Below are 25,682 nucleotides of genomic sequence, written 5' to 3'. Positions count from 1 at the left end.
CGCAAGGGCCTTGTACGGCACTGAGGGCGCCCCCTGTGAGACAGGGGGCGCCCTCAGTGTGTTGCGGCTCCCGAACTGGCTTGTGCGACCGCTCAGTCGGTCGTGTACACGTGCATGCCGGGCACGTGCAGGTTGCCGCCGAACTGCGCCGCCTGGACCACCTTGACGTTGGTGAAGTAGATCAGCGGGATGTTCAGCGGGGGCGGGCTGTCGGGGCTGAACGTCACCGGGATCAGCCCGAACAGGTTGCCCGAGATGCTCTCCGTGTACATCACCGTGTCGCCGCCGGTGATGGTGGACGTCGAGCCCTTGGCCGCCTGGACGTGGTACGTCTTGTTCGCCTGCTTGTCGTTCACCGTCTGGTGCAGGTCACCGATGTCGGTGCCGCCGGAGATGACGTACTTCAGCACCTTCTTCGTGGTGCCGTTCGCCGTCTTCACCTCGACGATGCCCTGGTAGTCGGCGCCCTTGAGAAGCAGGGAGCTGGCGTTCAGGTACCAGGGGTCGTCCGCCACCGGCACCTTGTTGTCGACGCCGCCCTTGTCGTCCGTGGCCACCGGGCAGTCCTCGGCGGAGGCGGACTCGCTCGCGGACGGGCTCGGCGTGGCCGACGCGGTCGCGTCCCCGGCCGCCGGGGTGGCGTCCTGGGCCGTCTTGGAGGCCGTGTCCGTGGCGTCCCCGGCGGTGTCCTTGACCGTGTCCGTGGCCTTCTTCGCCGTGTCCTTCACGGTGTCGGAGGCGCTGTCGCCCGCGTCCTTGCCGGCGTCGGCCGGGGTGTCCGTGCCGGACGACGACCGGTCCGTGCCGGACGACGACTGGGACGGCGTCGGGGCGGGGGTCGCCGTCGACGTGCCGGAGTCCTTGTCCCCGCCGGTGAGGATGTCACCGACCGTGTCGCCGATGGTGTCGAGGACACCGCCGCCGCCCTGGGTCTCCGACGGCGTCGGCGTGGCCGTGTCGCCGCCGGAGGCCGGGCCCGAGCCCGAGTCCGACGAACCGGAGCCGGAGCCCGGGTCGGAGGATCCCGAGGTCGCGGTCGGCTCGGGCGTGGCCTTGTCGCCGGAACCTGAATCCGACGAAGAGGTGCCGCCCGTGCTGTCCTTGCCCGTGCTGTCCTTGCCCGTGGTGTCCTGCGCGTCCTTGCCGTCGTCGCTCGCCGAGGGCGACGGCGTGGCCGAGTCGGACGCGGACGGAGACGGCGAGGACGAGGGGTCCTTGTCGTCGTCCAGCGCCTTCACGCAGTCCTTGTACTCGTCGGCCGTCAGGCTCTTGGCGGACGACGAGGGGGACGGGGTGCCGTTGTTGTCGGCCAGGGCGAGCGTGGACGTGAAGCCCATGCCCATGAGGACCGCCGTGGGCATCGCCACGGAGGCTATCGCCTTGCCGGCCGGCATGTGGAACCTGGTGAACAGCTGCTTCCTGGGGGCCGCGTGGCGGGGCCCGGTTCTCGCGCGGGACCCGTCCACGTCGGTCCCGCGGGTCACCTCGTCAGCCGGCACTGTGCCTCCCGTTCGCCCCGTTGGCCGGGCTCGTTCCTGACAGGTCGTTCTCCCACGGCGTCTTGTAGGGGTGGGAGGTGCCACCACCGTCGGTCACCGGGTCCGTGCCCTGGTGCGGCACCGGGGCCGCCTCGGGGGCACCGCCCTCGCCCGGGGCCGCCTCGGCCGGCGGCTGCGGCTGCGGAGGCGCGCCCGGCGCCCAGGCCACGGCCAGCGCCCCACCGATCAGGGCGAGCAGGAAGCCCATGACGAAGCCGCCGAAGTTGGCCACAGGGATGGACACCAGCGCGAGCAGGATCGCGGCGACGCCGGCGAAGGTCCGTACGTGCTTCTGGAACCAGAGGCTGATGCCCAGGACGATGAGCAGCACACCGATGATCAGGGATCCGGCTCCCGCGGTGGTCGACATCGCCAGCGTCAGATGCCCGAGCTGGAGATGGGCGTACGGGAAGTACATGATCGGAAGGCCGCCGAGCATGACGAACAGACCGGCCCAGAAAGGACGCGTGCCCCGCCAGGCGCGGAACTGCAGCCTCCGGCGGGTGAACTGGCCAGGTGCGGCGGCAGGAGTCTCGGCGCTCATGGAAAACAGCTCCCTGGTGCGGCGTTGCTGTGGTGGTGATGTGTGCCGCGTGTGAGGACGCGGCCGGAGAGTGGACGGGCGGGGGCGCCACCGGCTCCCCCGCCCGTCAGCGAGTGCTTAGAAGCACTCCTTGACACCCGTCGACAGCGACATCTTCAGGCCGCTGAGCTTGAAGGTGCCGGCCGTGGTCGCCCACGCCGTCTGCTTCACGCCGACCAGCGTGGCCTTGTCGGCCTGCTGCGCGAAGCCGAAGGGGTTGGCCTGCTCGCCGCCGCCCTTCATGCCGGGACCCTTGGAGGCGTCCTTGGCGGCCACACCGATGTCGATGTTGTCGAACGTCGCGTCGGCCTGGAGGTCGGCAACGTCGATGTAGATGTTGTCGGCCTGGACCTTGTCGTGGCCCTCGCCGCCGGCCCGCAGGATCAGGCTGACGTTGCCGAAGATCGGCACGTCCGGCGTGACCACGGACTGGCACAGGTTGGTGATCTCGGCGTGCTTGAACGCGGAGACGGCCACCGGGTGCGCCGTCTTCTTGCCGTCCATCGTGTAGCCGCTGTCGATGGCGCCGTACTGCTCGAACCCGGTGCCGACGAGCTGGTCGGCGGACACCTTGAACGACTGGCCGGACACGCTGAACGAGGCGGCGAGAGCACCCTGCGCGAGGGCGACACCTATACACGCCGTGGCGGCCACGCTGGGCACCATGACCACAGCGAACCGCTTCCATCTGGTCCCGCCACGCACCTGGGACTCCATATTTCCTCCTTCTCGGACGTACATCTCCTGGCCCGGAACGGCCCCGAACAGGCGGCTCAGCCGGGCAGGGATGGGAGAAGTGCTACGTCCTCGGGAAGGAGAGCGCCTGCGCTCGGCGGCACGAACCGCGCCCGAATCACCGGCGATCACCCCCGAGCGACAACCACTGGTCGCGCCTGACACGCATCACGCACAACCTTGCTGGACAGGCTTCGCCGGCCGGCGAAGACCCCCCTGCCCTAGACCCGGCGCCACTGCCGCCGGCTCTGCTCGGTGGGGACCCAGAGTCCCCGCGACCCGACCGGGTGTCGGGGTGCGGGAATGGACCGAGCGTCGCCGATCGTGGTGCATTCTCGCCTTGGGCACAAGGGGGTTCGTTACCGGCTAGTAACGGCGGGATAACCGGAGGACGACCGCCCGGTCTCGGAGTGCGACGCTCGGTGGCATCACTGGGCAGAGCAAAGCCGTTGATCCCTGGACGAAACCAGACAGACCAACGGCCTCGATTTACTCGGAGTAACAGTGACCGCGATTACCAAGATTTGGTAAAGCGCGGCCACCGTGACGCCCTGTCGGCGAATCTTTCACCCCGGCATCACAAGCCGTGGCGTTTAGCGACTGGTCAGAACAGGGCGCGCGCGAGCGCCCTGCGCGCCCCCACCACCCGTGGGTCGTCCGGACCCACGACCTCGAACAGCTCCAGCAGCCGGAGCCGTACGGCATCCCGGTCGTCACCCGCCGTGCGCTGCACGGTCTCGATCAGCCGGCCGAAGGCGTCCTCGACATGGCCGCCCACCAGGTCCAGATCGGCGGCGGCGATCTGCGCCTGGGCGTCCTTCGGCTTCTCGGCGGCCTCCTGGCGCACCTTCTGCGGGTCCATGCCCTGCACCCGCTGGAGCAACTCGGCCTGCGCCAGACCCAGCTTGGCCTCCGGGTGCGCCGGGTCGTCGGCCAGCACGTTCTGGTACGCCCGGACGGCCCCGCCCAGGTCGCCGGCGTCCAGCGCCTGCGCGGCCGCGTTCAGCGCCGCGTCGTACGGGCCCTCGGGCGCCCCGGCACCGGCGGCACCCGCGGCACCGCCCGGCTCGGCGTCCGGGTCGACGGTCAGACCGGTGATCCCGAAGCGCTGCTCGGCCACCTGCACCAGCTGGTCCAGGGTCTGCCGGATCTGCTCCTCGCCGGCCGCCCCCTGGAAGAGCGGCAGCGCCTGGCCCGCGACGACGGCGAAGACGGCCGGAATCCCCTGGATCCCGAACTGCTGCATCAGCATCTGGTTGGCGTCGACGTCGATCTTGGCGAGCAGGATGCGCCCGTCGTACGCGACGGCCAGCCGCTCCAGGATCGGGCTCAGCTGCTTGCAGGGCTGGCACCACTCGGCCCAGAAGTCGATGACGACGGGGACTTCGGCGGAGCGCTGCAGGACATCGCGCTCGAATCCGGCTTCATCGACATCGATGACGAGATCGGCCGGGGAGACGGCCGCCGTCCCGCCCTGCCGGGCGGCTTCGGCGCGCGCCTGCTCGGCCTTGGCCTTGGCCTCCTGGGCCGCCTTCACCGCGGCGAGGTCGACGACGCCGCTCATGGACATGTTCCGTGGCTGCATGCGTCTATCCTCCCCCGATCCCGTGCCTGAGTGAAAAAACGGTGTGCGTGAATGAGTGATGGCGGCGCCGGGTCCCCACCCCACGCCTGACGCTCGTCGCTCGCGTACGTCCCTCACGAGCTTTCGCTACGACCCGTAGCGTAATGCCAGAAGGGCACCTCGCGACACCACACCCCGGTGATCTCCCTCACGACCGCACAGATCCCGCCGGTTATGGTCGTGGAATGCAGAGCCGCACCCCCGCCAGCCGTACCGGACGCCCGCGCAGCGCCGCCGCGGACACCGCGATCCTGGCCGCGACCCGGGAGGCGCTGGTCGAGCTGGGCTGGTCCAAGCTCACCCTGGGAGACGTCGCGACCCGGGCCGGGGTTGCGAAAACCACGCTCTACCGCCGCTGGGCGGGCAAGAACGAACTGGTCGTGGACGCCGTGGCGGAACTCTTCGACGAGCTGGAACTCCCCGACCGGGGCAGCCTCGCCGCCGACATCGAGGGCGTCGTCCTGCAGTTCGCCGCGATCCTGGCCCGCCCCGAGGCCAAGAGCGGCCTGATGGCCGTGGTCGCCGAGTCCACCCGCGACGACGCCCTGCGCGAGCGCATCCGCGCCTCCATCGTGGACCGCCAGATGCGCCTGGTCCTGGAGGGCCGCGCCCGTGCCCAGCTCCGCGGCGAACTCCCCCCGGAGCCCGACCCCGCCGAGGCGGCCCGCACGGGGGACCTCATCTTCGACGTGGTGGCGGGCGCGGTCGTCCACCGCACCCTGGTCAGCGGCAAGCCGGCGGACGAGGAGTGGGTGCGCAGCTTCACCCGGGTGCTGCTGCTCGGCCTCGCCTCGTCCGCCGCCGCCTGAGCCCGCTCAGAAGCCCGCGGGCTCCGTGTACACCCCCCACTCGTCCCGCAGCACCCCGCAGATCTCGCCCAGCGTCGCCTCGGCCCGCACGGCCTCCAGCATCGGCTCGATCATGTTGGCGCCGGACCGCGCCGCGGCCAGCATCCCGTCCAGTGCCGCCCGCACGGCCGCGTCGTCCCGCGCGCCCTTCCGCTCCCGCAGAATGCGGACCTGCTCCCGCTCCACCTCATGGCTGACCCGCAGGATCTCCAGGTCCCCGGTCACCGACCCGGTGTGGACGTTGACGCCGACGACCCTCTTGTCGCCCTTCTCCAGCGACTGCTGGTAGCGGAAGGCGGACTCGGCGATCTCCCCGGTGAACCAGCCGTCCTCGATCCCGCGCAGGATCCCGGACGTGACGGGGCCGATCGGGTGCCGCCCGTCGGGGTGCGCCCTCAGGCCCCGCTCCTTGATCTGCTCGAAGATCTTCTCCGCGTCCGCCTCGATCCGGTCCGTCAGCTGCTCGACGTACCAGGCACCGCCCAGCGGGTCGGCGACATTGGCGACCCCGGTCTCCTCCATCAGCACCTGCTGGGTGCGCAGCGCGATCTCCGCGGCCTGCTCGCTCGGCAGCGCGAGGGTCTCGTCCAGGGCGTTGGTGTGCAGCGAGTTGGTCCCGCCGAGCACGGCGGCCAGCGCCTCCACGGCCGTACGCACCACGTTGTTGTACGGCTGCTGCGCGGTCAGCGACACACCCGCGGTCTGCGTGTGGAACCGCAGCCACTGCGCCTTCTCGCTCTTCGCGCCGTACACGTCCCGCATCCAGCGCGCCCAGATGCGCCGGGCCGCGCGGAACTTGGCGATCTCCTCGAAGAAGTCGACGTGCGCGTCGAAGAAGAAGGAGAGGCCGGGGGCGAAGACGTCGACGTCGAGGCCGCGGCTGAGCCCCAGCTCGACGTACCCGAACCCGTCCGCCAGCGTGTACGCCAGCTCCTGCGCGGCCGTCGCGCCGGCCTCCCGGATGTGGTAGCCGGAGACGGACAGCGGCTTGTAGGCGGGGATGCCGGCCGCGCAGTGCTCCATGAGGTCGCCGATCAGCCGCAGATGGGGCTCCGGCTGGAAGAGCCACTCCTTCTGCGCGATGTACTCCTTGAAGATGTCGGTCTGGAGCGTGCCGTTCAGGACCGACGGATCCACTCCCTGGCGCTCGGCGGCGACCAGGTACATGCAGAAGACGGGCACGGCCGGACCGCTGATCGTCATGGAGGTGGTCACATCCCCCAGCGGGATGTCCTTGAACAGCACCTCCATGTCGGCGGCCGAGTCGATGGCGACGCCGCAGTGCCCGACCTCGCCGAGCGAGCGCGGGTCGTCGGAGTCGCGGCCCATCAGCGTCGGCATGTCGAAGGCGACGGACAGGCCCCCGCCGCCGGCGGCGAGGATCATCTTGTACCGCTCGTTGGTCTGCTCGGCGTTGCCGAAGCCGGCGAACTGCCGGATCGTCCAGGTACGCCCGCGGTAGCCGGTCGGATGGAGCCCGCGCGTGAAGGGGTACTCCCCGGGCCAGCCGATCCGCTCGAATCCCTCGTACGTGTCACCCGGACGGGGTCCGTACACCGGCTCCACGGGATCGCCGGAGAGCGTGGTGAAATCCGCGTCCCGCTTGCGGGCCGCGTCGTAGCGGGCCTGCCAGCGTCGGCGGCCCTCCTCGATGGCGTGAGCGTCCATACCCACGAATTTACTTGGACGTCCTAGTAAATGTCGATGGCAGACCGCCGCACGGTGTCCGTACGGCGGTGAGCGCTACGCCTTGGCGACGGCCGGGGCCTGGTCGCCGACCCGGGCCTCCAGCTCGCTGCTGATCTTCCGCTCGACGAAGAACGCGGCGGTGGGGAGGGTGCCCGCGAGCAGCACCCAGAGCTGCTTGCCGACCGGCCACTTCGCCTTGGAACCCAGGTCGAAGGCGAAGATCAGGTAGACGACGTACAGCCAGCCGTGGGCGATGGCGACGACCCGGGTGAAGTCGGCGGCACCGTCGACGTCCAGCCCGTACTTCGCGATCATGCCCAGACACAGCAGCACCAGCAGGACGCCGGTGAGGTAGGCCATGACGCGGTAGCGGGTCAGCACGCTCTTTTTCATGGAGTCGAGCGTAACCACCCGTTCCGGGAGATCTTGCCCGGGGTCACTCCTCGTCGAAGTCGTGTGCCGCGATCCGCAGCGGACGGAACATCGCGAAGATCTCCCGGCACTCCTCCGCGTCGTACACCCCGAGCCCGAAGTCCATGGCCATCAGGTCGCGGGTGGCCGCGTCGACCACCTCGCGGCCCTTCTCGGTGATGACGGCGAGGGTGCCACGGCCGTCGTTCGGGTTGGGGCGCTTGGCCACCAGGCCGGACTTCACCAGCCGGTCCACGGTGTTCGTCACCGACGTGGGATGCACCATCAGCCGCTCACCGATCTTGGACATCGGCAGCTCACCGGCCTTGGAGAAGGTGAGCAGCACCAGCGCCTCGTAGCGGGCGAACGTCAGCCCGTACGGCTTGACCACCGCGTCCACCTCGGCGAGCAGGATCTGCTGGGCCCGCATGATCGAGGTGATCGCGGCCATGGACGGCACGTTTCCCCAGCGCTGCTTCCAGAGTTCGTCGGCGCGTGCGATGGGGTCGAACGGGAGGCTGAGTGGCTTCGGCACGTCATCAGACCCTACCGGCCGGTCATATGCCGGTCAGCTCCGTCTCGCGTTTCGGTCGCCTTCCGGTTCCCCGGGCGGCCAGGGCGAGCCCGCAGCAGCACAGGGTGCCGAGCGCGCCGGCGCCCGCCACGGCCGTCCGCACCCCCACCGCCTGGGCCGCCACGCCGGCCAGCGCCATGCCCACGCCCTGGACGGTCATCAGCCCGGCGCTCAGCAGGGTCATCGCCCGCCCGCGCAGCTCCTCCGGCACCGCCCGCACGAACCACTGGTCCAGGCCCAGGGTGTACGCCGATCCGGCCCCGGACACCAGCAGGAGCAGCAGGGACACGGCGAGCCCGGGGTGCAGGGCCCAGCCGAGGTACGGCAGCAGGGACAGCGAGAGCAGCGGCAGCGCGACGCGCTCGCGGGTCGCGGGACGCAGCCGGGCGCCGGCGAACAGCTCCCCGGCGACCGTGCCGACGGGCAGGGCGCACATCAGCAGGCCGAGGCCGGCGGAGTCGCTGCCGAGGGCGTCGGCGTACGGCGCGGCCAGGGCCTCGGGGACGACGGAGAAGGCCGCCGGCACCCAGAAGAGGAGGAGCAGCAGGCGGACGCGGGGGCGGGTGAGGAGCGGGCGGAGGCCGGGCGGGGTGCCGGTCCGGTCGTGGGCGCGGGCGGGACGGCGCCGGGTGCCGAGCCGGAGCAGCGCGGCGGAGGCGAGGAAGGTGCCGACGGTGATCAGCAGGGCGTGACGCGGGCTGACGGCGGTGAGGAGCAGGCCGCCGAGGCCGTAGCCGACGAGCAGGGCGCTCTGGGCGACGATCCGCAGCAGGGAGCGGCCGAGGACGAACAGGTCGCCGTCGCCGAGGACGTCGGCGAGGGTGGCCATGCGGGTGCCGGCGAACACCGGCGAGACGACGGCGAGGCAGCAGCGCAGCGCGAGCAGGGCACCGATGCCGGTGCCGGGGGCGGCCATGGCAGCCGCGCCCGCCGCGCACACCAGGTCGCAGGTGACGAGCACCCGCCGGGCCGGGAAGCGGTCGGCGACCGGGGCGAGCAGGGTGCCGCCGAGGGCGTACGGCAGGAAGCCCAGGGCGAAGGTGAGCGCGCTGAGCAGCGGTGAGCCGGTGCGGTCGTACACGAGGACGGAGAGGGCGACCTCGCTGACGATCACGCCGAGCATGGACAGGACGTGCGCGGCGAAGACGGCGCGGAACTCGGGCACGGCGAGGACGCGGCCGTATCCGGCGGGGCGCGCCGGGGCCGCCTGGGGCGGTGCGGACATGCCGGGCAGCGTGCAGGGCCGGGGCGGCCCGCGCGTAGAGTTTCGGCTCAGTCCGAATGTTCCGGTGTTCCAGCCCTCCGGGAGGTGGCATGCCCTCGCTCCTCCGCTTCGGCGAGGACGACTTCCTGCGCTGCCGGTTCGCTCTCTCGCCGCTGTGGGAGACGCAGGAGGCGGTACGGACCCTGAAGCGCCCGGACCGGCACGGCTATCACGCGCCCTGGCTGCGGCGGATCCGTACGGCGGCGGACGGGCTCGACCTCGGCCCGCTGTGGCTGCTGATGCCCCGGCGGGGGCACTCGCCGGACTGGCTCGGTCCGCCGCCGATCGGACCGGCCGCCACGTTCGAGGAGGAGATCGCGGCCGTACGGGCGTCCGACCCGGAGGCGGCCCGCGAGGACACCGCCCGCGCGCTGGCCTGTACGCCGGGCGCGCGGGAGTCGGCGCGGGGCCGGGCCTGGCTGGCGGACCCGGTGCGGATGGTGCGGGAGCTGGCGGACGCCCTGGAGGCGGCCTGGCGGGTGCTGGTCGCACCGGACTGGCTCCGGCTGCGGGCTCTGCTGGAGGCGGACGTCGCCTTCCACTCCCGTCGCCTGGCCGAGGTGGGACTCGGCCGGCTGCTGCCGGAGCTGGACCGGCGGCTGTCCTGGAACGGCCGCACGCTGACCCTCGCGCGGCCCGACGAGTACGCGCGCGACCTCGACGGGCAGGGTCTGGTGCTGATGCCGAGCGTGTTCTCCTGGCCCGACGTGGTCACCGGTTTCGAGCCCCCGTGGCAGCCCACGCTGGTCTACCCGGCGCGCGGCCTCGCCGGCCTGTGGACCGAGCCCGGCACCCGGGTCCCGGAGTCGCTGGTACGGCTGCTGGGCCGCAACCGGGCGGCGGTCCTGGCCGCGCTGGACGAACCGGCGACGACGTCCGCGCTGGCACACCGCCTGGACCTGGCCCCGTCCTCGGTCTCGGCCCACCTGACGACACTCAGAGACGCGGGCCTGCTGACCACACACCGATACGGCCACCAGGTCCTCTACGAACGCACGCCCCTGGGAATGGCGGTAGCGGCGGGGGGCTGACGCCTCCGGACGGCACAGCCGACCCGGGGACGCGGGACTGCGTCGACATCACAACACCGGACACCGCAGCCGACCCAGGGGCGCGGGGCTGTGTCGACAAGCGGCTCCGCCGCGCAGGCGCGAGCACCCCCCACGCACCCGCACCCGCCGACGCACCTCGGCCACCCGAGCCATCAGGCCCGCCCAGCCGCCCGTCGCCGCAGCTGGTGCCGGACCGCCCGCTGAGCCACCGGCCCCAAAGACTCCACCGCGGCCACCAGCGCACCCAGCTGCTCCAGGGCGTCCAGCGCCGCGTGCGCACCGGCCTCGTCGACCCCCTCGTACAGCTCGATGCCCACGAAGGACGCGGCCACCGCCCGCGCCAGCCCCGCGGGATCGGCGAACTCGCCGAACGGCGTAGCCGCCAGCACCCGCCCCAGCACCTGCTCGATCTCCGTGATCCACAGGCTGAGGCCCGCGGCCGTGGCCGGCCCCAGGCCCGGATGGGTCGGCGCGCCGGCCAGCAGCTGGCCCAGCAGCGCCACATGTCCGCCCTCCCGCTCGTGCGCGTGGATCTCGCGGCCCACGGCCAGGAGTTCGGACAGCGAGCCCACCTCGGCGAGCCGCTCCCGGTACCGGGCGACCGCCTTCTCCGCCCCGTACCGGCAGGCCGCGGCGAGAAGTTCGTCCACCGATCCGAAGTGGTAGAAGACGAGCGCCTGGTTGACCCCGGCAGCCGCCGCGACCGTACGGGCGGAGGTCTTGGCGATCCCCTGCTCGGTGAGCGTCCGCAGCGCGCCCTCCAGGAGCTTCGTCTTGGTCTCCAGCGACTTGGCGGTCTCCGGGCTCACGCGCGCGACTCCTCGCGGACGGGCCGCAGCCCTGGCCGTACCCCGCAGCGGTGGATGTCGGTGTACGACGCAGTGAAGGAGCCCTGGTAGCCGAAGAGGGGGCCGAAGTAGCGGTTCACCACCCGGACCCGGATCCGGAAGCGGCCGGCCGTGTCGTCGTAGGACTCGCGGACCTCGGCGGTGGCCCCGACGAGTTCCGGGACGAGGACGTCCACCGGGCCTTCCCGGAACCGGTGCTCGCCGGAGCGGATGAGCAGGGAGCCGTCGGGCTCGGCACGGAAGTGCAGCTCGCTGGCGAGGTGCTGGTGGGTGCCGAGGTAGTCGAGGATGCGGTCGCCCTTGGGGCTCAGCACCATCTGGGCGTCGAAGCGGCGGGAGCGGCCGGGCAGGTCGAAGGTGCGCACGAACGTCACCGTCTCACGGCCGTGGGTGTCGACGTAGGGCACGTTCTCGATCACGAAGGGGATGTTCCGGCCCGCCTCCGGGACCAGGATGTTGCGGGTGGCACCGAGGGCCAGGAACGGCTTCACGAACGCCGGCCCGTGCCAGACGCGCTCCATCACGCCCCGGCCGGTGCAGGCCTCGCCGCTCGCCAGGCCGACCGAGAACCGGCGCTGGAGCCGGGGGTGCAGCCGGTCGAAGTCGGAGCCCAGCACGGTGCGGAACATCGAGGTCATGACTGCTTCTCCAGGGTGCGCAGGATGCGGGGGGCGGCCACCCGGGAGGGCGGGGTGCGCAGACAGCGGCGGGCGGCGGGGGTGGTGGCGAGCGGGGAGGTGAACAGGGTGAGGAAGACGCCGACGACCAGCAGCAGCGGGCACAGGAAGGCCAGGGCGTCCGGGAGGGGGCCGGGCGGGCCGGGGAGGGAGCCCCGGCCGAGCCCGGTCAGGCAGAGGGCGAGGACGAGGGCCCGGACCGCCAGCTCGGCCAGCCAGTTCCGCAGCGCCCGTTCCGGGGTGATCCCGCGCTCCAGCCACAGCCGCAGCCGGTCGAAGGACCAGGCCGTCGCCCAGCCCATCAACGGCCGGAACAGCAGCCGGTCGGCGAGCGCGCCGAAGGCGCCCCAGCGGGGCCGGTAGTCGTAGCCGGTGAGGAAGCGGACGCCGTCGGCGGCCGGGACGTAGCGCCAGTAGCCGCTGCCCTCGGCGAGCAGGGAGAGGGGGTGCGGGGAGGCGAAGCGCAGGGCGGAGGTGCGGGTGCCGTCAGGGCGTTCCTTCTCCCCGGCCGAGATCCCGGTGCCGGCGACCGTGAGGAACGGCAGCACGCGCGTGGCGTACCGGAAGCGCTGCGGTTCGCCCTCCGCGCGCGGGAGGTAGTCGATCTCGGTGAACCGCAGGTCCCAGCGCTGGTGCCGGGCCGGGTCCTGGGTGCGTGCCCACAGCTCGTCGAGGTCGGCGCGGATGCGCGCCTCTATGTAGAGCCCCATTGCGGTCGTACCCCCGTCAGTGGCGTTTTGAGCGAGTGCTCAAACTCTCTGGGGAGGAAGGTACTCGCTTTTGAGCATTCGCTCAATCGCGCGGACGGAAGAAAACCCCGGCCCTGGGCAGGACCGGGGTTTCCCTTGGCTGTGAGGCCGTGGACTACTGGGCCAGGTGGCGCTCGACCGTCTCCACCTTGCTGGTCAGTCCGTCGGTCACGCCGGGCCGGATGTCGGCCTTGAGGACGAGCGACACGCGCGGGGCACGCGCCTCCACGGCGGCGACGGCCCGCTTGACGACGTCCATGACCTCGTCCCACTCGCCCTCGATCGAGGTGAACATGGCGTCGGTGCGGTTCGGCAGGCCCGACTCGCGGACCACGCGCACGGCGTCGGCGACGTACTCCCCCACGTCCTCACCGACCCCGAGGGGCGTCACGGAGAAGGCGACGATCATGCGTTCACAACTCCTTCCTTGCGGGCACGGGCGGCGATCACGGCGTCCTCGGCCTCGCGGCGCAGCGCGCGCTCGATGACGAAGCCGCCGCCGGGGATGAAGGAGTACGCGAAGTAGAGGGCGGCCTTGCCCTTGTTCCACTTGGTGCGGTTCCAGGCGTCCAGCCAGAAGAGCACGTAGAGGATGAACAGCACGCCGTGGATCGGGCCGAGCACCGGGGCGACGTCGAAGCCGGAGGCCACCGTGTACTTGATGACCGTGCAGGTCGCGAGCACGATCCAGGAGATGCCCTCCGGCACGGAGACCAGGCGCAGGCGGCGGATGGCGGAGGCTGTCTTCAGGTCCACGGGTCACCTTCGGTGGGAGAGTCGTTTGTGAACGCACGCACAAGCGTTCCCCCATTGTGGCAAACGGTGACCCTAGGGGTCCGCTCAGGGTGGGTATCCACCCACGGGCCCTGTTCCGTCCACCCGCGTCGCCGCTACTTTCGCTGCGTGGCGATGTTCCGACTGCAAGGCAGCAAGGTGCTCGCCGTCGACATGACCGGGGACGCCGTGAAGGCGAAGAACGGCTCGATGGTCGCGTACGACGGGCAGATGGCCTTCAAGAAGCTGACAGGTGGCGGTGACGGGCTGCGCGGGATGGTCACCCGGCGGCTCACCGGCGAGCAGATGACGGTGATGGAGGTGAAGGGACACGGGACCTGCTGGTTCGCGGACCGGGCGTCCGAGATCAACCTGGTCAGCCTCCAGGGGGACAAGCTGTACGTCGAGGCGGGCAACCTGCTGGCGACGGACGCGGCGCTGCGGACGGGGACGACGTTCACGGGGCTGCGCGGCGCCTCGCAGGGCAACGGCCTGTTCACGACGACCGTGGAGGGGCACGGCCAGGCGGCGATCATCTCCGACGGCCCGGCGGTCGTCCTCCGGGTCAGCCCGCAGTACCCGCTGATCGTCGACCCGGGCGCCTATGTGGCCCATCAGGGCAATGTCCGGCAGTCCTTCCAGTCCGGTGTGACGTTCCGCACGCTGCTCGGGGAGGGCGGCGGCGAGGCGTTCCAGATCCGCTTCGAGGGCGACGGCCTGGTGTACGTGCAGCCGAGCGAGCGGAACACGATCGCGGGGGACGTGTGAGATGACCTTCCGAGAGATCAACTCCAAGATGGTCGAGGCGACCGTGGCGCCGGGGCAGCGGCTGTTCAGCCAGCGCGGGGCGATGCTCGCGTACAAGGGGGACGTGTCCTTCACGCCCAGCGTCCAGGGCGGGCAGGGCGGCCTGATGTCCATGATCGGGCGCCGGGTGGCCGGCGAGGCGACCCCGCTGATGACCGTGGAGGGCAGCGGCACGGTCTTCTTCGGGCACGGCGGCCACCACGTCCATGTGATCGCCCTCTCCGGCGACACCCTCTACGTCGAGGCCGACCGGCTGCTCGCCTTCGAGGGCACGCTGCGGCAGGGCACGATGTTCATGGGCTCGCAGGGCGGGGTCATGGGCATGGTGCGGGGCCAGGTCACCGGGCAGGGCCTGTTCACGACGACCCTCCAGGGGCAGGGCGCGGTGGCCGTGATGGCGCACGGCGGCGTCTTCGAGATCCCGGTCACCCCGCAGCGCCCGGTCCATGTCGACCCCCAGGCCTACGTCGCCCACCACGGGGACGTCCGCAACAAGCTGTCCACCGCGCTCGGCTGGCGCGACATGGTGGGCCGCGGCTCGGGCGAGGCCTTCCAGCTGGAGCTGAGCGGCCACGGCACGGTGTACGTCCAGGCGTCGGAGGAGAAGCTGTGAGCACCTACGGAACTCCGGGCGCCGGACCGGTCGTGCACGACCCGATGACACTGCCCGCCGACGACAACGTGAACCGGTACACGTTCTGTGTCGAGCTGAAGAGCGGCCAGTGGTTCCTGCAGAAGGGGAAGATGATCGCCTACTACGGGGCGATCGAGTTCAACGGCATCGGGCACGGTCGACTTGACCGGCTTGTCCGCACGTCGTTCCATTCGCCACTGCACGCGAGCGACTGGGTCGTGGCGGAGGGCTCCGGCAAGATGCTGCTGGCCGACCGGGCCTTCGACGTCAACTCCTACGACCTGGACGACGGGAACTTGACCATTCGCGCGGGCAACCTGCTCGCTTTTCAGCCAAGTCTCGCGCTCAAACAATCGATCGTGCCGGGTTTTCTGACCCTTATCGGAACCGGAAAGTTTGTGGCCGCATCTAACGGCCCGGTGGTGTTCATGGAACCTCCGATCCGGGTCGACCCTCAGGCGCTCGTCGGGTGGGCCGACTGCCCGTCCCCGTGTCATCACTACGACCACGGGTATCTGACGGGTGTACTAGGCGGCCTACGTGCGATGACGGGCTTCGGCGGGGTCTCCGGCGAGGAGCACCAGTTCGAGTTCGTGGGCGCCGGGACGGTCCTGCTGCAGTCGACGGAGACCCTCATGGCGGAGGCCGCCACGGGGGCGGTTCCGTCCGAACCGGGGGTCCCCGGAGGTGGCGGAACGGCACCGGTCGGACACGGTCCGCAATCGTCGGGCGTACCGCGCCTTCCCGGACAGCTGGGAGACCTCCAGCGTCGCTTCGGGCTGTGAGCGGTAGTCTGCGGAGTGTGACGTCGAACGCGTGCGCACTGTCACACCACCCGAAGTAGTTCGCCATTCAACTTCTTAGGTAGACTTCATTCATGGAGACCGAGACGGCCACGCGCTGGCTGACCGATGCGGAGCAGTGCGCCTGGCGCACCCACCTGGAGGTCAACAGGCTGTTGACGTACCAGCTCGAAAAGGATCTGCAGCCGTTCGGCCTGACAATGAACGACTACGAGATCCTGGTGAATCTGTCCGAGTCGGACGACGTGCGGATGCGGATGAGCGACCTCGCCTCCGCGACGATGCAGTCCAAGAGCCGGCTCTCGCACCAGATCACGCGCATGGAGAACGCGAACCTGGTGCGCCGCGAGAACTGTGACACCGACCGCCGGGGGCTGTACGCCGTGCTCACGGACCACGGCATGGAGACGATGAGAAAGGTCGCGCCGCATCACGTGGCGTCGGTGCGCCGGCACTTCATCGACCTGCTGTCCCCGGACGCGCTGACGGAACTGGACAAGGCGCTCAAACCGATCGCCGAGCACCTCAGGGGTCAGCGGGGACGCCCCTGAGCCTCCTGCGCCTGGGCGCGCGGGGAACTGCGCGACCAGCCTCCGCGGACCCGCGGCCGGACGACTGCCCGCAGCGACGGCGCTTTCACGGCCACGGCTGCGGCGGCGCACAGTACCGTTCCGCCCGCCAGGGCGAAGCACGCCGGCAGCGGCAGCCGGCCGATCAGTGACCCGGCCGCGATCGCCCCGCCCGAACTCCCCGCGTTGACCGCCATGTTCACCCACGCCCCGGCCTGTGTACGGCTGCCCTCGGGGGCCGTTTCGTCGGCCAGCAGGTAGGCCGTCGTCAGGGCCGGGGCGATGAACGCGCCCGCGAGGGCCATCACCCCGGTGAGGGTCCACAGGCCGGGGGCCAGGCCGGCCGGCGCGAGCACCAGGCCGAGACCCGCCGCGCACCGGCCCAGCCGGGCCCGGGCGGTCGTACGCCACCGCACCGCCCCGTTGACCAGTCCGCCCAGCGCGCTGCCCGCCGAGAGCGCGCCCAGGACCCACGGGACGAGGGCGGTGTCGTACGAGCGTTCCGTGGCGAAGGCCATGACCAGCAGCTCCACGCCGCTGAGGGCCAGGCCGACGCCCAGGGCGGCGGCGACCGGGGGCAGCAGACCGCGCACGGCGGCCGGCCTCGGCCCGCCGGACGCGGGGCGGGGGCGGGAGCCCGGCAGGGCCGGGGAGGTGACGAAGGCGCAGGTCCCCGCCGTGTTCAGGAACGCGCTCAGCAGGATTCCGGCGGCCGGCGGGGCGACGCCCATGAGGGCGCCGATGAGTACCGGGCCGGAGACGAACAGCAGCTCCTCGGCGACTCCGTCCAGGCTGTAGGCCCGCTGCAGCAGTTCCCGGTCCGTGACCAGTTCGGACCACAGGGCGCGCATGGTCGGGCCCAGCGGGGGCGCGCAGGCGCCTGCCAGGCCCGCGGACAGGGCGAGGAGCGGTGCCGGGGCGCCGGGGTGCCAGGTGAGGGCCGCCAGGGCGCACAGCAGGGTGCCGTAGAGGGCCGACATGGGCAGCAGCGCCCGGCGCGGTCCATGGCGGTCGATCAGCGCGGCCCGTACCGGCATCAGAAGCACGGTCGTGGCGCCGAACAGGGACATCACGATGCCGGAGACGGCGTACGACCCGGTGGCCCGGGTGACGGACAGCAGGACCGCCAGGGCGACCGTGCCGTAGGACAGCCGGGCGATCAGGGCGGCGGTGAAGGCGCGGCGCGCGAGGGGGACGCGCAGGACGGCGGCGTACGAAGGCCGCGAAAGGTGCGTGGACACGCGGACGTTCCTCTGCGGGAGGCGTGGAAGAGGGGACACCGAAGGACGCGGTGGCCGGTCGTCAGGCCCCGCGCACCCGGGTGCGCTCTACGCCAAGGAGAGGAACATGCCGGTCAAGGTAGCAGCGTGATCACCGAGTCGGCGACCCTCAGCCCACGGCCGGGCCCGCGACGCCCTCCGTCAGGCCCGCGACCAGTTCGTCCGCCGCGCGGTACGGGTCCAGTTCGCCGGAGACGATCCGCTCGGCGAGGGCGCTGAGGCGGCGGTCGCCGTGCAGGTCGCCGATGCGTTCGCGCAGCGCGGTCACGGCGATGGTCTCCACCTCGCGGGCCGCGCGGGCCTTGCGGCGCTCGGCGAGGACGCCCCGCTCCTCCATCCAGGCCCGGTGCTTCTCCAGGGCCTCCACGACCTCGTCGACGCCCTCCGCGCGGGCCGCGACCGTCTTCACGATGGGCGGGCGCCAGTCGCCGGGGCCGCGGGACTCGCCCAGACCGAGCATGTGGTTCAGCTCGCGGGCCGTGGCGTCGGCGCCGTCCCGGTCCGCCTTGTTGACGACGTAGACGTCGCCGATCTCCAGGATGCCGGCCTTCGCCGCCTGGATGCCGTCGCCCATGCCGGGCGCCAGCAGCACCACGCTCGTGTCCGCCTGGGAGGCGATCTCGACCTCCGACTGGCCGACGCCGACCGTCTCGACCAGGATCACGTCGCAGCCCGCCGCGTCCAGCACCCGGATGGCCTGAGGGGCCGCCCAGGCGAGGCCGCCCAGGTGACCGCGGGTGGCCATCGAGCGGATGTAGACACCGGGGTCGGAGGCGTGGTCCGACATCCGGACGCGGTCGCCGAGCAGGGCGCCGCCGGAGAAGGGGGAGGACGGGTCGACGGCCAGGACACCGACCCGTTTGCCCTGCTTGCGGTACGCGGTGACGAGCGCGGAGGTGGAGGTCGACTTGCCGACACCCGGCGAGCCGGTCAGGCCCACCACATAGGCGTTGCCGGTCAGCGGGGCGAGCGCCGCCATGACCTCCCTGAGCTGCGGGGACGCCCCCTCCACGAGGGAGATCAGCCGGGCCACGGCCCGCGGCCGGCCTTCCCTGGCCCGGGCCACCAGAGAGGAGACGTCCTGCATCAAACAGCTCCGTTCACTTCACCGACGTACTTCGGACTCAGGCCTTCGGAACCCGCACGATCAGTGCGTCGCCCTGGCCACCGCCACCGCACAGCGCCGCCGCGCCGACACCGCCGCCGCGCCGCTTCAGCTCCAGCGCCAAGTGGAGCACGAGCCGGGCGCCGGACATACCGATCGGGTGGCCCAGCGCGATGGCGCCGCCGTTGACGTTCACCTTTTCCGTGGACACGCCGAGGTCCTTCATTGACTGCACGGCGACCGCGGCGAAGGCCTCGTTGATCTCGATGAGGTCGAGGTCGGAGACCTCCAGGCCCTCCTTCTTGAGGGCGTGCTGGATGGCGTTGGACGGCTGGGACTGCAGGGAGTTGTCCGGGCCGGCCACATTGCCGTGCGCGCCGATCTCGGCGAGCCACTCAAGGCCCAGCTCCTCGGCCTTGGCCTTGCTCATCACGACCACCGCGGCGGCGCCGTCGGAGATCTGCGAGGAGGTGCCGGCCGTGATCGTGCCGTCCTTGGTGAAGGCCGGGCGCAGCTTGGCCAGGGACTCCACGGTGGTGTCGCCGCGGATGCCCTCGTCCTTGCTGAACAGGACCGGGTCGCCCTTGCGCTGCGGGATCTCCACCGGGGTGATCTCGGCCTCGAACAGGCCGTTCTTCTGTGCGGCGGCGGCCCGCTGGTGGGACAGGGCGGCGATCTCGTCCTGCTCGGGACGCTGGATGCCCAGGCGGGTGTTGTGCTTCTCGGTCGACTCGCCCATGGGGATGTTCTCCCACGGGTCGGTCAGGCCGTCGTAGGCCATCGCGTCGAGCATCTGGACCGCGCCGTACTTGTAGCCGTCGCGGGACTTGGGGAGCAGGTGCGGGGCGTTGGTCATGGACTCCTGGCCGCCCGCCACGACGATGTCGAACTCACCCGCGCGGATCAGCTGGTCGGCGAGGGCGATGGCGTCCAGGCCGGAGAGGCACACCTTGTTGACGGTGAGCGCCGGGACGCTCATCGGGATGCCGGCCTTGACGGCGGCCTGGCGGGCCGGGATCTGCCCCGCGCCGGCCTGCAGGACCTGGCCCATGATCACGTACTGCACCTGGTCGCCGCCGATCCCCGCACGGTCGAGGGCGGCCTTGATCGCGAAGCCGCCGAGGTCGGCCCCGGAGAAGGACTTCAGCGAGCCCAGCAGCCGTCCCATGGGCGTACGGGCGCCCGCGACGATCACAGAGCTGGTCGTTCCAGAAGACATGAGCTGCGATCCCCTTACCGGCCTGCACAGCCGAGGAGTGAACGAGGGTTTACTTCGAATGTACTGAGCGGTTGGACATGGCGTCACCGGCCAGTCGGTGTGATCGCGCGCACGTTGCGTAACCACCCCGGGGGCGCTGCACTGAATCCATGCTGACGCGAATCGACCACATCGGGATCGCCTGCCACGACCTCGACGCGACCGTCGAGTTCTACCGGGCCACGTACGGCTTCGAGGTGTTCCACACCGAGGTCAACGAGGAGCAGGGCGTGCGCGAGGCCATGCTCAAGATCAACGAGACGTCGGACGGCGGCGCCTCCTACCTCCAGCTGCTGGAGCCGATCCGTGAGGACTCCACGGTCGCCAAGTGGCTCGCGAAGAACGGCGAGGGCGTCCACCACATCGCCTTCGGCACGGCGGACGTGGACGCCGACTCCGAGGAGATCCGGGGCAAGGGCGTACGCGTGCTGTACGAGGAGCCACGGCGCGGCTCCATGGGGTCGCGGATCACCTTCCTGCACCCCAAGGACTGCCATGGTGTTCTGACAGAACTGGTCACTTCGGCCCCTGTTGAGTCGCCTGAGCACTGACCCTCGTACATAAGGGCCGGTAGGGTTGGGGGCGATCGTCCCTGAAACGGGGACGATCGCATGCCGGGGTCCGGGTTTCGGGGGACGAGCGTCGGGGCAGCAGCCCGTGCTCCGCCGTTGATCTGACACCATTCCCCGGGGGCCCCGTTCGGCGGATGGACGGAGCTCGTTGCAGAAGCTGACCAGGGGACGGATGGGACCGCGCAGTGCGGGGCTACGAGAGCCAGGAGCGAGAGCCGGCGGCTGACGTCGACCACCTCTCTCGGTTCGAGGCCGAGATGAAGCGGCTGAGGACCGAGCGGGAAAAGGCGATCCAGCACGCCGAGGACCTCGGCTACCAGGTCGAGGTGCTGCGCGCCAAGCTGCACGAGGCGCGGCGCACCCTCATGACCCGGCCCGCCTACGACGGCGGTGACATCGGCTACCAGGCCGAACAGTTGCTCCGTAACGCCCAGATGCAGGCCGAGCAGCTGCGCCAGGACGCCGAGCGGGAGCTGAGCCAGGTCCGCGCGCAGACCCAGCGCCTCCTCCAGGAGCACGCCGAGCAGGCCGCCCGGCTCCAGGCCGAGCTGCACCAGGAGGCGGTGACCCGGCGCCAGCAGCTCGACCAGGAGCTGGCCGAGCGCAGGTCCACCGTCGAGTCGCACGTCAACGAGAACGTGGCCTGGGCCGAGCAGCTGCGCGCCCGTACCGAGTCGCAGGCCCGCCGGCTGCTCGACGAGTCCCGCGCGGAGGCCGAGCAGGCGATGGCCACCGCCCGCGCGGAGGCCGAGCGGCTGACCCGGGAGGCCCGGGAGCGGCTGCAGAGCGACGCCGAGGCCGCGCGCACGGAGGCCGAGCAGATCCTGCGCCGGGCCCGCGCGGACGCCGAGCGGCTGCTGAACGCCGCCTCCACGCAGGCGCAGGAGGCCACCGAGCACGCCGAGCAGCTGCGCACCGCCACCGTCACCGAGTCGGACACCGCCCGCCGGCAGTCGGCCGAGCTGAGCCGGGCCGCCGAGGAGCGGATGGCGGCGGCCGAGGAGGCGCTGCGCAAGGCGCAGGCCGAGGCCGAGAAGGTGGTCACCGAGGCGAAGGACGCCGCCGCCAAGTCCCTCGCGAGCGCCGAGGCCGCGGGCGAGGCGCGCACGCGCACCGCCAAGGAGCAGGTCGCCCGGCTGGTCGAGGAGGCCACCAAGGAGGCCGAGCAGACCAGGTCCGAGGCCGAGCAGCTGGTCGCCGACGCCCGCGCCGAGGCCGAGAAGATCGTCGCCGAGGCCGCCGAGAAGGCCCGCACGGTCACCGCCGAGGAGAGCGCGACCCAGCTGTCCAAGGCGGCCAGGACCGCGGAGGACGTCCTCAACAAGGCGTCCGAGGAGGCCAAGCGGACCACCCGGGCCGCCGCCGAGGAGGCCGAGCGGATCCGCACGGAGGCCGAGGCCGAGGCGGACCGGCTGCGCGCCGAGGCGCACGACATCGCCGAGCAGCTCAAGGGCGCGGCGAAGGACGACACCAAGGAGTACCGGGCCAAGACGGTCGAACTGCAGGAGGAGGCCCGCCGGCTGCGCGGCGAGGCCGAGCAGCTGCGCGCCGACGCGGTCGCGGAGGGCGAGTCGATCCGCGCCGAGGCCCGTCGCGAGGCGGTCGCGCAGATCGAGGAGGCGGCGAAGTCCGCCGAGGAGCTGCTGGCCAAGGCCAAGGCGGACGCCGACGAGCTGCGGCAGACCGCGACCGCCGACAGCGAGAAGGTCCGCACCGAGGCCATCGAGCGGGCCACCGGCCTGCGCCGGCAGGCCGAGGAGACCCTGGAGCGCGCCCGCAAGGAGGCCGAGCGGCTGCGTGCCGAGGCCGCCGAGCAGGCCGAGACGGTCGGCGCGGACGCCGAGAAGGCCGCGCGGGAGCTGCGCGAGGAGACCGAGAAGGCCGTCGAGGCCCGCCGGGCCGAGGCCGCCGAGGAACTGACGCGGCTGCAGACGGAGACGCAGGAGCGGCTGGCGGCGGCCGAGCAGGCGCTGACCGACGCCCGTGAGGAGGCCGCCCGGATCCGCCGGGAGGCCGGCGAGGAGACCGAGCGGCTGCGCGCGGAGTCCGCCGAGCGGATCCGTACGCTCCAGCAGCAGGCCGAGGCCGAGGCCGACCGGCTGCGCAACGAGGCCGCGTCCGACGCGTCCGCCTCCCGCGCCGAGGGCGAGGCCATCGCCGTACGGCTGCGGTCCGAGGCCGCCGCGGAGGCCGAGCGGCTGAAGACGGAGGCGCAGGACACCGCCGACCGGGTGCGTGCGGAGGCGCAGGCCGCCGCCGAGCGGCTGGGCACGGAGGCGTCCGAGACGCTGGCCGCCGCGCAGGAGGAGGCCGCCCGGCGCCGCCGCGAGGCCGAGGAACTCCTCGGTGCCGCCCGCGAGGAGGCCGACCAGGAGCGGCAGCGGGCCCGTGAGCAGAGCGAGGAGCTGCTGGCCTCGGCGCGCAAGCGCGTGGAGGAGGCGCAGACCGAGGCGACCCGGTTGGTCGAGGAGGCCGACCGGCGCGCCACCGAGATGGTCGCCGCCGCCGAGCAGCACGCGCAGCAGGTCCGGGACTCGGTCGCGGGGCTGCACGAGCAGGCGCAGGAGGAGATCGCCGGGCTGCGCTCGGCCGCCGAGCACGCGGCGGACCGCACCCGTCGGGAGGCCGAGGAGGAGGCGGACCGGGTCCGCGCCGACGCCTACGCCGAGCGGGAGCGGGCGAGCGAGGACGCCTCCCGGGTCCGGCGCGAGGCGAACGAGGAGTCGGAGGCCGCGAAGGCGCTGGCCGAGCGGACGATGGCGGAGGCGATCGCCGAGGCCGAGCGGCTGCGCGCGGACGCGGGCGACTACGCCCAGCGGGTGCGCACCGAGGCGTCGGACGCGCTCGCCGAGGCCGACCAGGCGGCGGCCCGTACCCGGGCGGACGCCCGCGAGGACGCCAACCGCATCCGTTCGGACGCGGCGACGCAGGCGGACACCCTCATCACCGAGGCCCGCAACGAGGCCGAGCGGCTGCAGACGGAGACGGCCGCGGAGGCCGACCGGGTGCGTACGGAGGCGCTCACCGAGGCCGAGCGGCTCCAGGCGGAGACCACCGCCGAGGCCGAGCGCGTGCGGACGGAGGCGCTCACCGAGGCCGACCGGGTCCGCGCCGAGGCCGTCGCGGGCGCCGAGCAGCTCGTCGGGGAGGCCACCGGCGAGGCCGAGCGGCTGCGCGCCGAGGCCGCCGAGACGGTCGGCTCGGCCCAGCAGCACGCCGAGCGGGTGCGGGCGGATGCCGAGCGGCTCAGGGCGGAGGCGGAGGCCGAGGCCGAGCGGCTCGTCAACTCCGCGCGCCAGGAGGCCGAGCGGACCCTGGACGAGGCCCGCAAGGACGCCAACAAGCGGCGTTCCGAGGCGGCCGAGCAGGTCGACAAGCTCATCACGGAGACCACGGCGGAGGCCGACAAGCTGCTCACCGAGGCGCAGCAGCAGGCGCTGAAGACGACCGCGGACGCCGAGTCGCAGGCCGACGCGATGGTCGGCGCGGCCCGCAGCGAGGCCGAGCGGATCGTGTCCGAGTCGACCATCGAGGGCAACTCGCTGGTGGAGAAGGCTCGTACGGACGCGGACGAGCTGCTGGTCGGCGCGCGCCGGGACGCCACGGCGATCAGGGAGCGCGCGGAGGAGCTGCGCGACCGCATCACCACCGAGGTGGAGGAGCTGCACGAGCGGGCCCGCCGCGAGGCCGCCGAGACGATGAAGTCCACCGGCGACCGCTGCGACGCGCTCATCAAGGCCGCCGAGGAGCAGCTGGCGAAGGCCGAGGCGAAGGCCAAGGAGCTGGTCTCGGACGCCGGCTCGGAGGCGGGCAAGGTGCGTATCGCCGCAGTGAAGAAGGCGGAGGGGCTGCTCAAGGAGGCCGAGCAGAAGAAGGCCAGCCTCATCAAGGAGGCCGAGGAGCTGAGGGCGGAGGCGATCCGCGAGGCGCGGCGCACGGTCGAGGAGGGCAAGCGGGAGCTGGAGATCCTGGTGCGCCGGCGCGAGGACATCAACGCCGAGATCTCCCGGGTGCAGGACGTCCTGGAGGCGTTGGAGTCCTTCGAGGCTCCCGGGTCCGGCAAGGACGGCGGAGTCAAGGCGGGCGCGTCCGTGGGCGCCCCCCGATCGGGTGGCAAGTCGTCAGAGGGCTAGCGTGCGAGACGCGTTCCGGTGTCTTCTGGGGGCTTTGCCCTACTCCTTGGCAAGCTGTCCGACGGTCAGCCACCCAAAAGAGGTGCCATTCTCCAGATCAAAACCGTATCCGCTCGATGACACACCGCTTCGGCCCCTAGGATTTCCCCTATCACCTCACCGGTCTCATTGACAGGAACCCCATGAGCGACACTTCCCCCTACGGCTTCGAGCTTGTGCGGCGTGGGTACGACCGCGCTCAGGTGGACGAACGTATCTCCAAGCTCGTCTCCGACCGTGACAGCGCTCTCACCCGCATCACCGCTCTGGAGAAGCGCATCGAGGAGCTGCACCTCGAAACGCAGAACGCCCAGGCTCAGATCACCGACGCCGAGCCGTCGTACGCGGGTCTCGGCGCACGGGTCGAGAAGATCCTGCGCCTGGCCGAGGAAGAGGCCAAGGAGCTGCGTGAGGAGGCCCGGCGGGCGGCCGAGCAGCACCGTGACCTCGCGGAGTCGGCGGCCCAGCAGGTCCGCAACGACGCCGAGGCGTACGCGGCCGAGCGCAAGGCCAAGGCCGAGGACGAGGGCGTCCGGATCGTCGAGAAGGCCAAGGCCGACGCGGCTCAGCTGCGGGCCGAGGCACAGAAGGACGCGCAGTCCAAGCGCGAGGAGGCGGACGCCCTCTTCGAGGAGACCCGCGCCAAGGCCGCGCAGGCCGCCGCCGACTTCGAGACCAACCTGGCCAAGCGTCGCGAGCAGTCCGAGCGCGACCTGGCCTCGCGTCAGCAGAAGGCCGAGAAGCGCCTCGCGGAGATCGAGCACCGGGCCGAGCAGCTGCGCCTGGAGGCGGAGAAGCTGCGCACCGACGCCGAGCGCCGCGCCCGCCAGACGGTGGAGACCGCCCAGCGCCAGGCCGAGGACATCGTGGCCGACGCCAACGCCAAGGCCGACCGGATCCGTTCGGAGTCCGAGCGCGAGCTGGCGGCGCTCACCAACCGCCGCGACAGCATCAACGCCCAGCTGACGAACGTCCGCGAGATGCTCGCCACGCTGACCGGCGCCGCGGTGGCCGCGGCCGGCACGTCGACCGACGACGAGCCGATCTCCCGGGGCGTTCCGGCGCAGCAGTCCCGGTAGTCGTCCGGCACGGTGACGCCGCGAGGGGCGGTGGGAC

At 71.9% G+C, this 25,682-nt stretch carries 25 protein-coding genes; 9 read left to right on the top strand and 16 right to left on the bottom strand.

What is annotated here, in order from left to right; all coding sequences use genetic code 11:
- Positions 1-92: 92 nt before the first annotated feature.
- The 4 genes from ABZ937_RS28800 to ABZ937_RS28785 all read right to left on the bottom strand — a co-directional run bounded on the left by ABZ937_RS28800 (position 93) and on the right by ABZ937_RS28785 (position 4,441).
- Entirely contained in the window at positions 93-1,499 is a 1,407-nt protein-coding gene (locus ABZ937_RS28800) for a hypothetical protein (RefSeq protein WP_361696244.1), read from the bottom strand.
- Complete coding sequence (locus ABZ937_RS28795; RefSeq protein ID WP_361696243.1) at positions 1,489-2,082, bottom strand: DUF6114 domain-containing protein; 594 nt, start codon at positions 2,080-2,082, stop codon at positions 1,489-1,491. Before ABZ937_RS28795 ends, ABZ937_RS28800 begins: the two co-directional genes overlap by 11 nt.
- A gap of 117 nt (positions 2,083-2,199) precedes the next feature.
- Positions 2,200-2,838, bottom strand: a complete 639-nt coding sequence (locus ABZ937_RS28790; RefSeq protein ID WP_361696242.1) for a DUF6230 family protein — start codon at positions 2,836-2,838, stop codon at positions 2,200-2,202.
- Between the two features lie 622 nt (positions 2,839-3,460).
- Entirely contained in the window at positions 3,461-4,441 is a 981-nt protein-coding gene (locus ABZ937_RS28785) for a tetratricopeptide repeat protein (RefSeq protein WP_361696241.1), read from the bottom strand.
- 224 nt (positions 4,442-4,665) lie between these two features.
- Between ABZ937_RS28785 and ABZ937_RS28780 the strand changes: the two genes are divergently transcribed.
- Positions 4,666-5,289: a TetR/AcrR family transcriptional regulator gene (locus tag ABZ937_RS28780; RefSeq protein WP_361696240.1), complete on the top strand. Its 624-nt coding sequence runs from the start codon at positions 4,666-4,668 to the stop codon at positions 5,287-5,289.
- Between the two features lie 6 nt (positions 5,290-5,295).
- Here ABZ937_RS28780 and ABZ937_RS28775 read toward each other — a convergent pair whose 3' ends face one another.
- The 4 genes from ABZ937_RS28775 to ABZ937_RS28760 all read right to left on the bottom strand — a co-directional run bounded on the left by ABZ937_RS28775 (position 5,296) and on the right by ABZ937_RS28760 (position 9,227).
- Positions 5,296-6,996, bottom strand: coding sequence for a methylmalonyl-CoA mutase family protein (locus ABZ937_RS28775; protein ID WP_361696239.1), 1,701 nt, complete (start codon positions 6,994-6,996; stop codon positions 5,296-5,298).
- A gap of 75 nt (positions 6,997-7,071) precedes the next feature.
- Positions 7,072-7,410, bottom strand: a complete 339-nt coding sequence (locus ABZ937_RS28770) for a DUF3817 domain-containing protein (protein WP_361696238.1) — start codon at positions 7,408-7,410, stop codon at positions 7,072-7,074.
- Positions 7,411-7,453: 43 nt separating this feature from the next.
- Complete coding sequence (locus ABZ937_RS28765) at positions 7,454-7,963, bottom strand: MarR family transcriptional regulator (RefSeq protein WP_361696237.1); 510 nt, start codon at positions 7,961-7,963, stop codon at positions 7,454-7,456.
- A 22-nt stretch (positions 7,964-7,985) separates the two neighbouring features.
- Positions 7,986-9,227 carry an MFS transporter gene (locus tag ABZ937_RS28760; protein WP_361696236.1) on the bottom strand — a complete coding sequence of 414 codons (1,242 nt, stop codon included), beginning with the start codon at positions 9,225-9,227 and terminating at the stop codon, positions 7,986-7,988.
- Positions 9,228-9,316: 89 nt separating this feature from the next.
- Between ABZ937_RS28760 and ABZ937_RS28755 the strand changes: the two genes are divergently transcribed.
- Positions 9,317-10,297, top strand: a complete 981-nt coding sequence (locus ABZ937_RS28755; RefSeq protein WP_361696235.1) for a DUF5937 family protein — start codon at positions 9,317-9,319, stop codon at positions 10,295-10,297.
- 173 nt (positions 10,298-10,470) lie between these two features.
- Here the strand turns inward: ABZ937_RS28755 and ABZ937_RS28750 are convergent, their stop codons facing one another.
- The 5 genes from ABZ937_RS28750 to ABZ937_RS28730 all read right to left on the bottom strand — a co-directional run bounded on the left by ABZ937_RS28750 (position 10,471) and on the right by ABZ937_RS28730 (position 13,348).
- The gene (locus ABZ937_RS28750; RefSeq protein ID WP_361696234.1) at positions 10,471-11,127 is read right to left on the bottom strand and encodes a TetR/AcrR family transcriptional regulator; all 657 of its coding nucleotides are present in this window, start codon (positions 11,125-11,127) and stop codon (positions 10,471-10,473) included.
- Positions 11,124-11,804, bottom strand: coding sequence for a DUF4166 domain-containing protein (locus ABZ937_RS28745; RefSeq protein ID WP_361696233.1), 681 nt, complete (start codon positions 11,802-11,804; stop codon positions 11,124-11,126). Before ABZ937_RS28745 ends, ABZ937_RS28750 begins: the two co-directional genes overlap by 4 nt.
- Positions 11,801-12,553, bottom strand: a complete 753-nt coding sequence (locus tag ABZ937_RS28740; protein ID WP_361696232.1) for a hypothetical protein — start codon at positions 12,551-12,553, stop codon at positions 11,801-11,803. Before ABZ937_RS28740 ends, ABZ937_RS28745 begins: the two co-directional genes overlap by 4 nt.
- A 154-nt stretch (positions 12,554-12,707) precedes the next feature.
- Positions 12,708-13,001, bottom strand: a complete 294-nt coding sequence (locus ABZ937_RS28735; protein WP_014675047.1) for an MTH1187 family thiamine-binding protein — start codon at positions 12,999-13,001, stop codon at positions 12,708-12,710.
- Positions 12,998-13,348: a DUF3817 domain-containing protein gene (locus ABZ937_RS28730; RefSeq protein ID WP_361696231.1), complete on the bottom strand. Its 351-nt coding sequence runs from the start codon at positions 13,346-13,348 to the stop codon at positions 12,998-13,000. Before ABZ937_RS28730 ends, ABZ937_RS28735 begins: the two co-directional genes overlap by 4 nt.
- A 153-nt stretch (positions 13,349-13,501) precedes the next feature.
- Here ABZ937_RS28730 and ABZ937_RS28725 point away from each other — a divergent pair, with 153 nt between their 5' ends.
- The 4 genes from ABZ937_RS28725 (at position 13,502) to ABZ937_RS28710 (ending at position 16,161) form a co-directional block, all read left to right on the top strand.
- Positions 13,502-14,134, top strand: a complete 633-nt coding sequence (locus ABZ937_RS28725) for an AIM24 family protein (protein ID WP_361696268.1) — start codon at positions 13,502-13,504, stop codon at positions 14,132-14,134.
- A 1-nt stretch (position 14,135) separates the two neighbouring features.
- Positions 14,136-14,786, top strand: a complete 651-nt coding sequence (locus ABZ937_RS28720) for an AIM24 family protein (protein ID WP_361696230.1) — start codon at positions 14,136-14,138, stop codon at positions 14,784-14,786.
- On the top strand, positions 14,783-15,592 hold the full coding sequence (locus ABZ937_RS28715) for an AIM24 family protein (RefSeq protein WP_361696229.1): 810 nt from the start codon (positions 14,783-14,785) through the stop codon (positions 15,590-15,592). Before ABZ937_RS28720 ends, ABZ937_RS28715 begins: the two co-directional genes overlap by 4 nt.
- A 92-nt stretch (positions 15,593-15,684) precedes the next feature.
- Positions 15,685-16,161 (top strand): MarR family transcriptional regulator, encoded by a 477-nt coding sequence (locus tag ABZ937_RS28710; protein ID WP_361696228.1) that lies wholly within the window; start codon positions 15,685-15,687, stop codon positions 16,159-16,161.
- Here ABZ937_RS28710 and ABZ937_RS28705 read toward each other — a convergent pair.
- From ABZ937_RS28705 to ABZ937_RS28695, 3 genes are all read right to left on the bottom strand, one after another.
- The gene (locus tag ABZ937_RS28705) at positions 16,143-17,420 is read right to left on the bottom strand and encodes an MFS transporter (protein WP_361696227.1); all 1,278 of its coding nucleotides are present in this window, start codon (positions 17,418-17,420) and stop codon (positions 16,143-16,145) included. The two genes, ABZ937_RS28710 and ABZ937_RS28705, sit on opposite strands and share 19 nt — an antisense overlap.
- A 148-nt stretch (positions 17,421-17,568) precedes the next feature.
- Positions 17,569-18,546 carry a methylmalonyl Co-A mutase-associated GTPase MeaB gene (gene meaB / locus ABZ937_RS28700; protein WP_361696226.1) on the bottom strand — a complete coding sequence of 326 codons (978 nt, stop codon included), beginning with the start codon at positions 18,544-18,546 and terminating at the stop codon, positions 17,569-17,571.
- A gap of 37 nt (positions 18,547-18,583) precedes the next feature.
- Positions 18,584-19,783, bottom strand: coding sequence for an acetyl-CoA C-acetyltransferase (locus ABZ937_RS28695; protein ID WP_361696225.1), 1,200 nt, complete (start codon positions 19,781-19,783; stop codon positions 18,584-18,586).
- Between the two features lie 149 nt (positions 19,784-19,932).
- On the opposite strand from ABZ937_RS28695, the gene mce reads away from it, so the two are divergent.
- The 3 genes from mce (at position 19,933) to ABZ937_RS28680 (ending at position 25,645) form a co-directional block, all read left to right on the top strand.
- Positions 19,933-20,373: a methylmalonyl-CoA epimerase gene (gene mce / locus ABZ937_RS28690; RefSeq protein WP_361696224.1), complete on the top strand. Its 441-nt coding sequence runs from the start codon at positions 19,933-19,935 to the stop codon at positions 20,371-20,373.
- Positions 20,374-20,579: 206 nt separating this feature from the next.
- Positions 20,580-24,527, top strand: a complete 3,948-nt coding sequence (scy, locus tag ABZ937_RS28685; protein ID WP_361696223.1) for a polarized growth protein Scy — start codon at positions 20,580-20,582, stop codon at positions 24,525-24,527.
- 182 nt (positions 24,528-24,709) lie between these two features.
- Positions 24,710-25,645, top strand: coding sequence for a cellulose-binding protein (locus tag ABZ937_RS28680; protein WP_361696222.1), 936 nt, complete (start codon positions 24,710-24,712; stop codon positions 25,643-25,645).
- The last annotated feature ends 37 nt before the right edge of the window (positions 25,646-25,682 follow it).

Origin of the sequence: Streptomyces sp. NPDC046727 (genome assembly GCF_040645635.1) — a bacterium.
Lineage (GTDB): Bacteria > Actinomycetota > Actinomycetes > Streptomycetales > Streptomycetaceae > Streptomyces.
The sequence above is the reverse complement of the archived record's forward strand: the minus strand, read 5'-3'. Positions and strand labels throughout refer to the sequence as shown.

Coding starts and splice junctions, on each gene's coding strand:
- ABZ937_RS28755 (WP_361696235.1), top strand. CDS start 9,317: ATGCCCTCGCTCCTCCGCTTCGGCGAGGACGACTTCCTGCGCTGCCGG.
- ABZ937_RS28720 (WP_361696230.1), top strand. CDS start 14,136: ATGACCTTCCGAGAGATCAACTCCAAGATGGTCGAGGCGACCGTGGCG.
- meaB (WP_361696226.1), bottom strand. CDS start 18,546: ATGCAGGACGTCTCCTCTCTGGTGGCCCGGGCCAGGGAAGGCCGGCCG.
- mce (WP_361696224.1), top strand. CDS start 19,933: ATGCTGACGCGAATCGACCACATCGGGATCGCCTGCCACGACCTCGAC.
- ABZ937_RS28710 (WP_361696228.1), top strand. CDS start 15,685: ATGGAGACCGAGACGGCCACGCGCTGGCTGACCGATGCGGAGCAGTGC.
- ABZ937_RS28740 (WP_361696232.1), bottom strand. CDS start 12,553: ATGGGGCTCTACATAGAGGCGCGCATCCGCGCCGACCTCGACGAGCTG.
- ABZ937_RS28680 (WP_361696222.1), top strand. CDS start 24,710: ATGAGCGACACTTCCCCCTACGGCTTCGAGCTTGTGCGGCGTGGGTAC.
- ABZ937_RS28795 (WP_361696243.1), bottom strand. CDS start 2,082: ATGAGCGCCGAGACTCCTGCCGCCGCACCTGGCCAGTTCACCCGCCGG.
- ABZ937_RS28695 (WP_361696225.1), bottom strand. CDS start 19,783: ATGTCTTCTGGAACGACCAGCTCTGTGATCGTCGCGGGCGCCCGTACG.
- ABZ937_RS28760 (WP_361696236.1), bottom strand. CDS start 9,227: ATGTCCGCACCGCCCCAGGCGGCCCCGGCGCGCCCCGCCGGATACGGC.
- ABZ937_RS28775 (WP_361696239.1), bottom strand. CDS start 6,996: ATGGACGCTCACGCCATCGAGGAGGGCCGCCGACGCTGGCAGGCCCGC.
- ABZ937_RS28790 (WP_361696242.1), bottom strand. CDS start 2,838: ATGGAGTCCCAGGTGCGTGGCGGGACCAGATGGAAGCGGTTCGCTGTG.
- ABZ937_RS28770 (WP_361696238.1), bottom strand. CDS start 7,410: ATGAAAAAGAGCGTGCTGACCCGCTACCGCGTCATGGCCTACCTCACC.
- ABZ937_RS28780 (WP_361696240.1), top strand. CDS start 4,666: ATGCAGAGCCGCACCCCCGCCAGCCGTACCGGACGCCCGCGCAGCGCC.
- ABZ937_RS28785 (WP_361696241.1), bottom strand. CDS start 4,441: ATGCAGCCACGGAACATGTCCATGAGCGGCGTCGTCGACCTCGCCGCG.
- ABZ937_RS28725 (WP_361696268.1), top strand. CDS start 13,502: ATGTTCCGACTGCAAGGCAGCAAGGTGCTCGCCGTCGACATGACCGGG.
- ABZ937_RS28735 (WP_014675047.1), bottom strand. CDS start 13,001: ATGATCGTCGCCTTCTCCGTGACGCCCCTCGGGGTCGGTGAGGACGTG.
- ABZ937_RS28745 (WP_361696233.1), bottom strand. CDS start 11,804: ATGACCTCGATGTTCCGCACCGTGCTGGGCTCCGACTTCGACCGGCTG.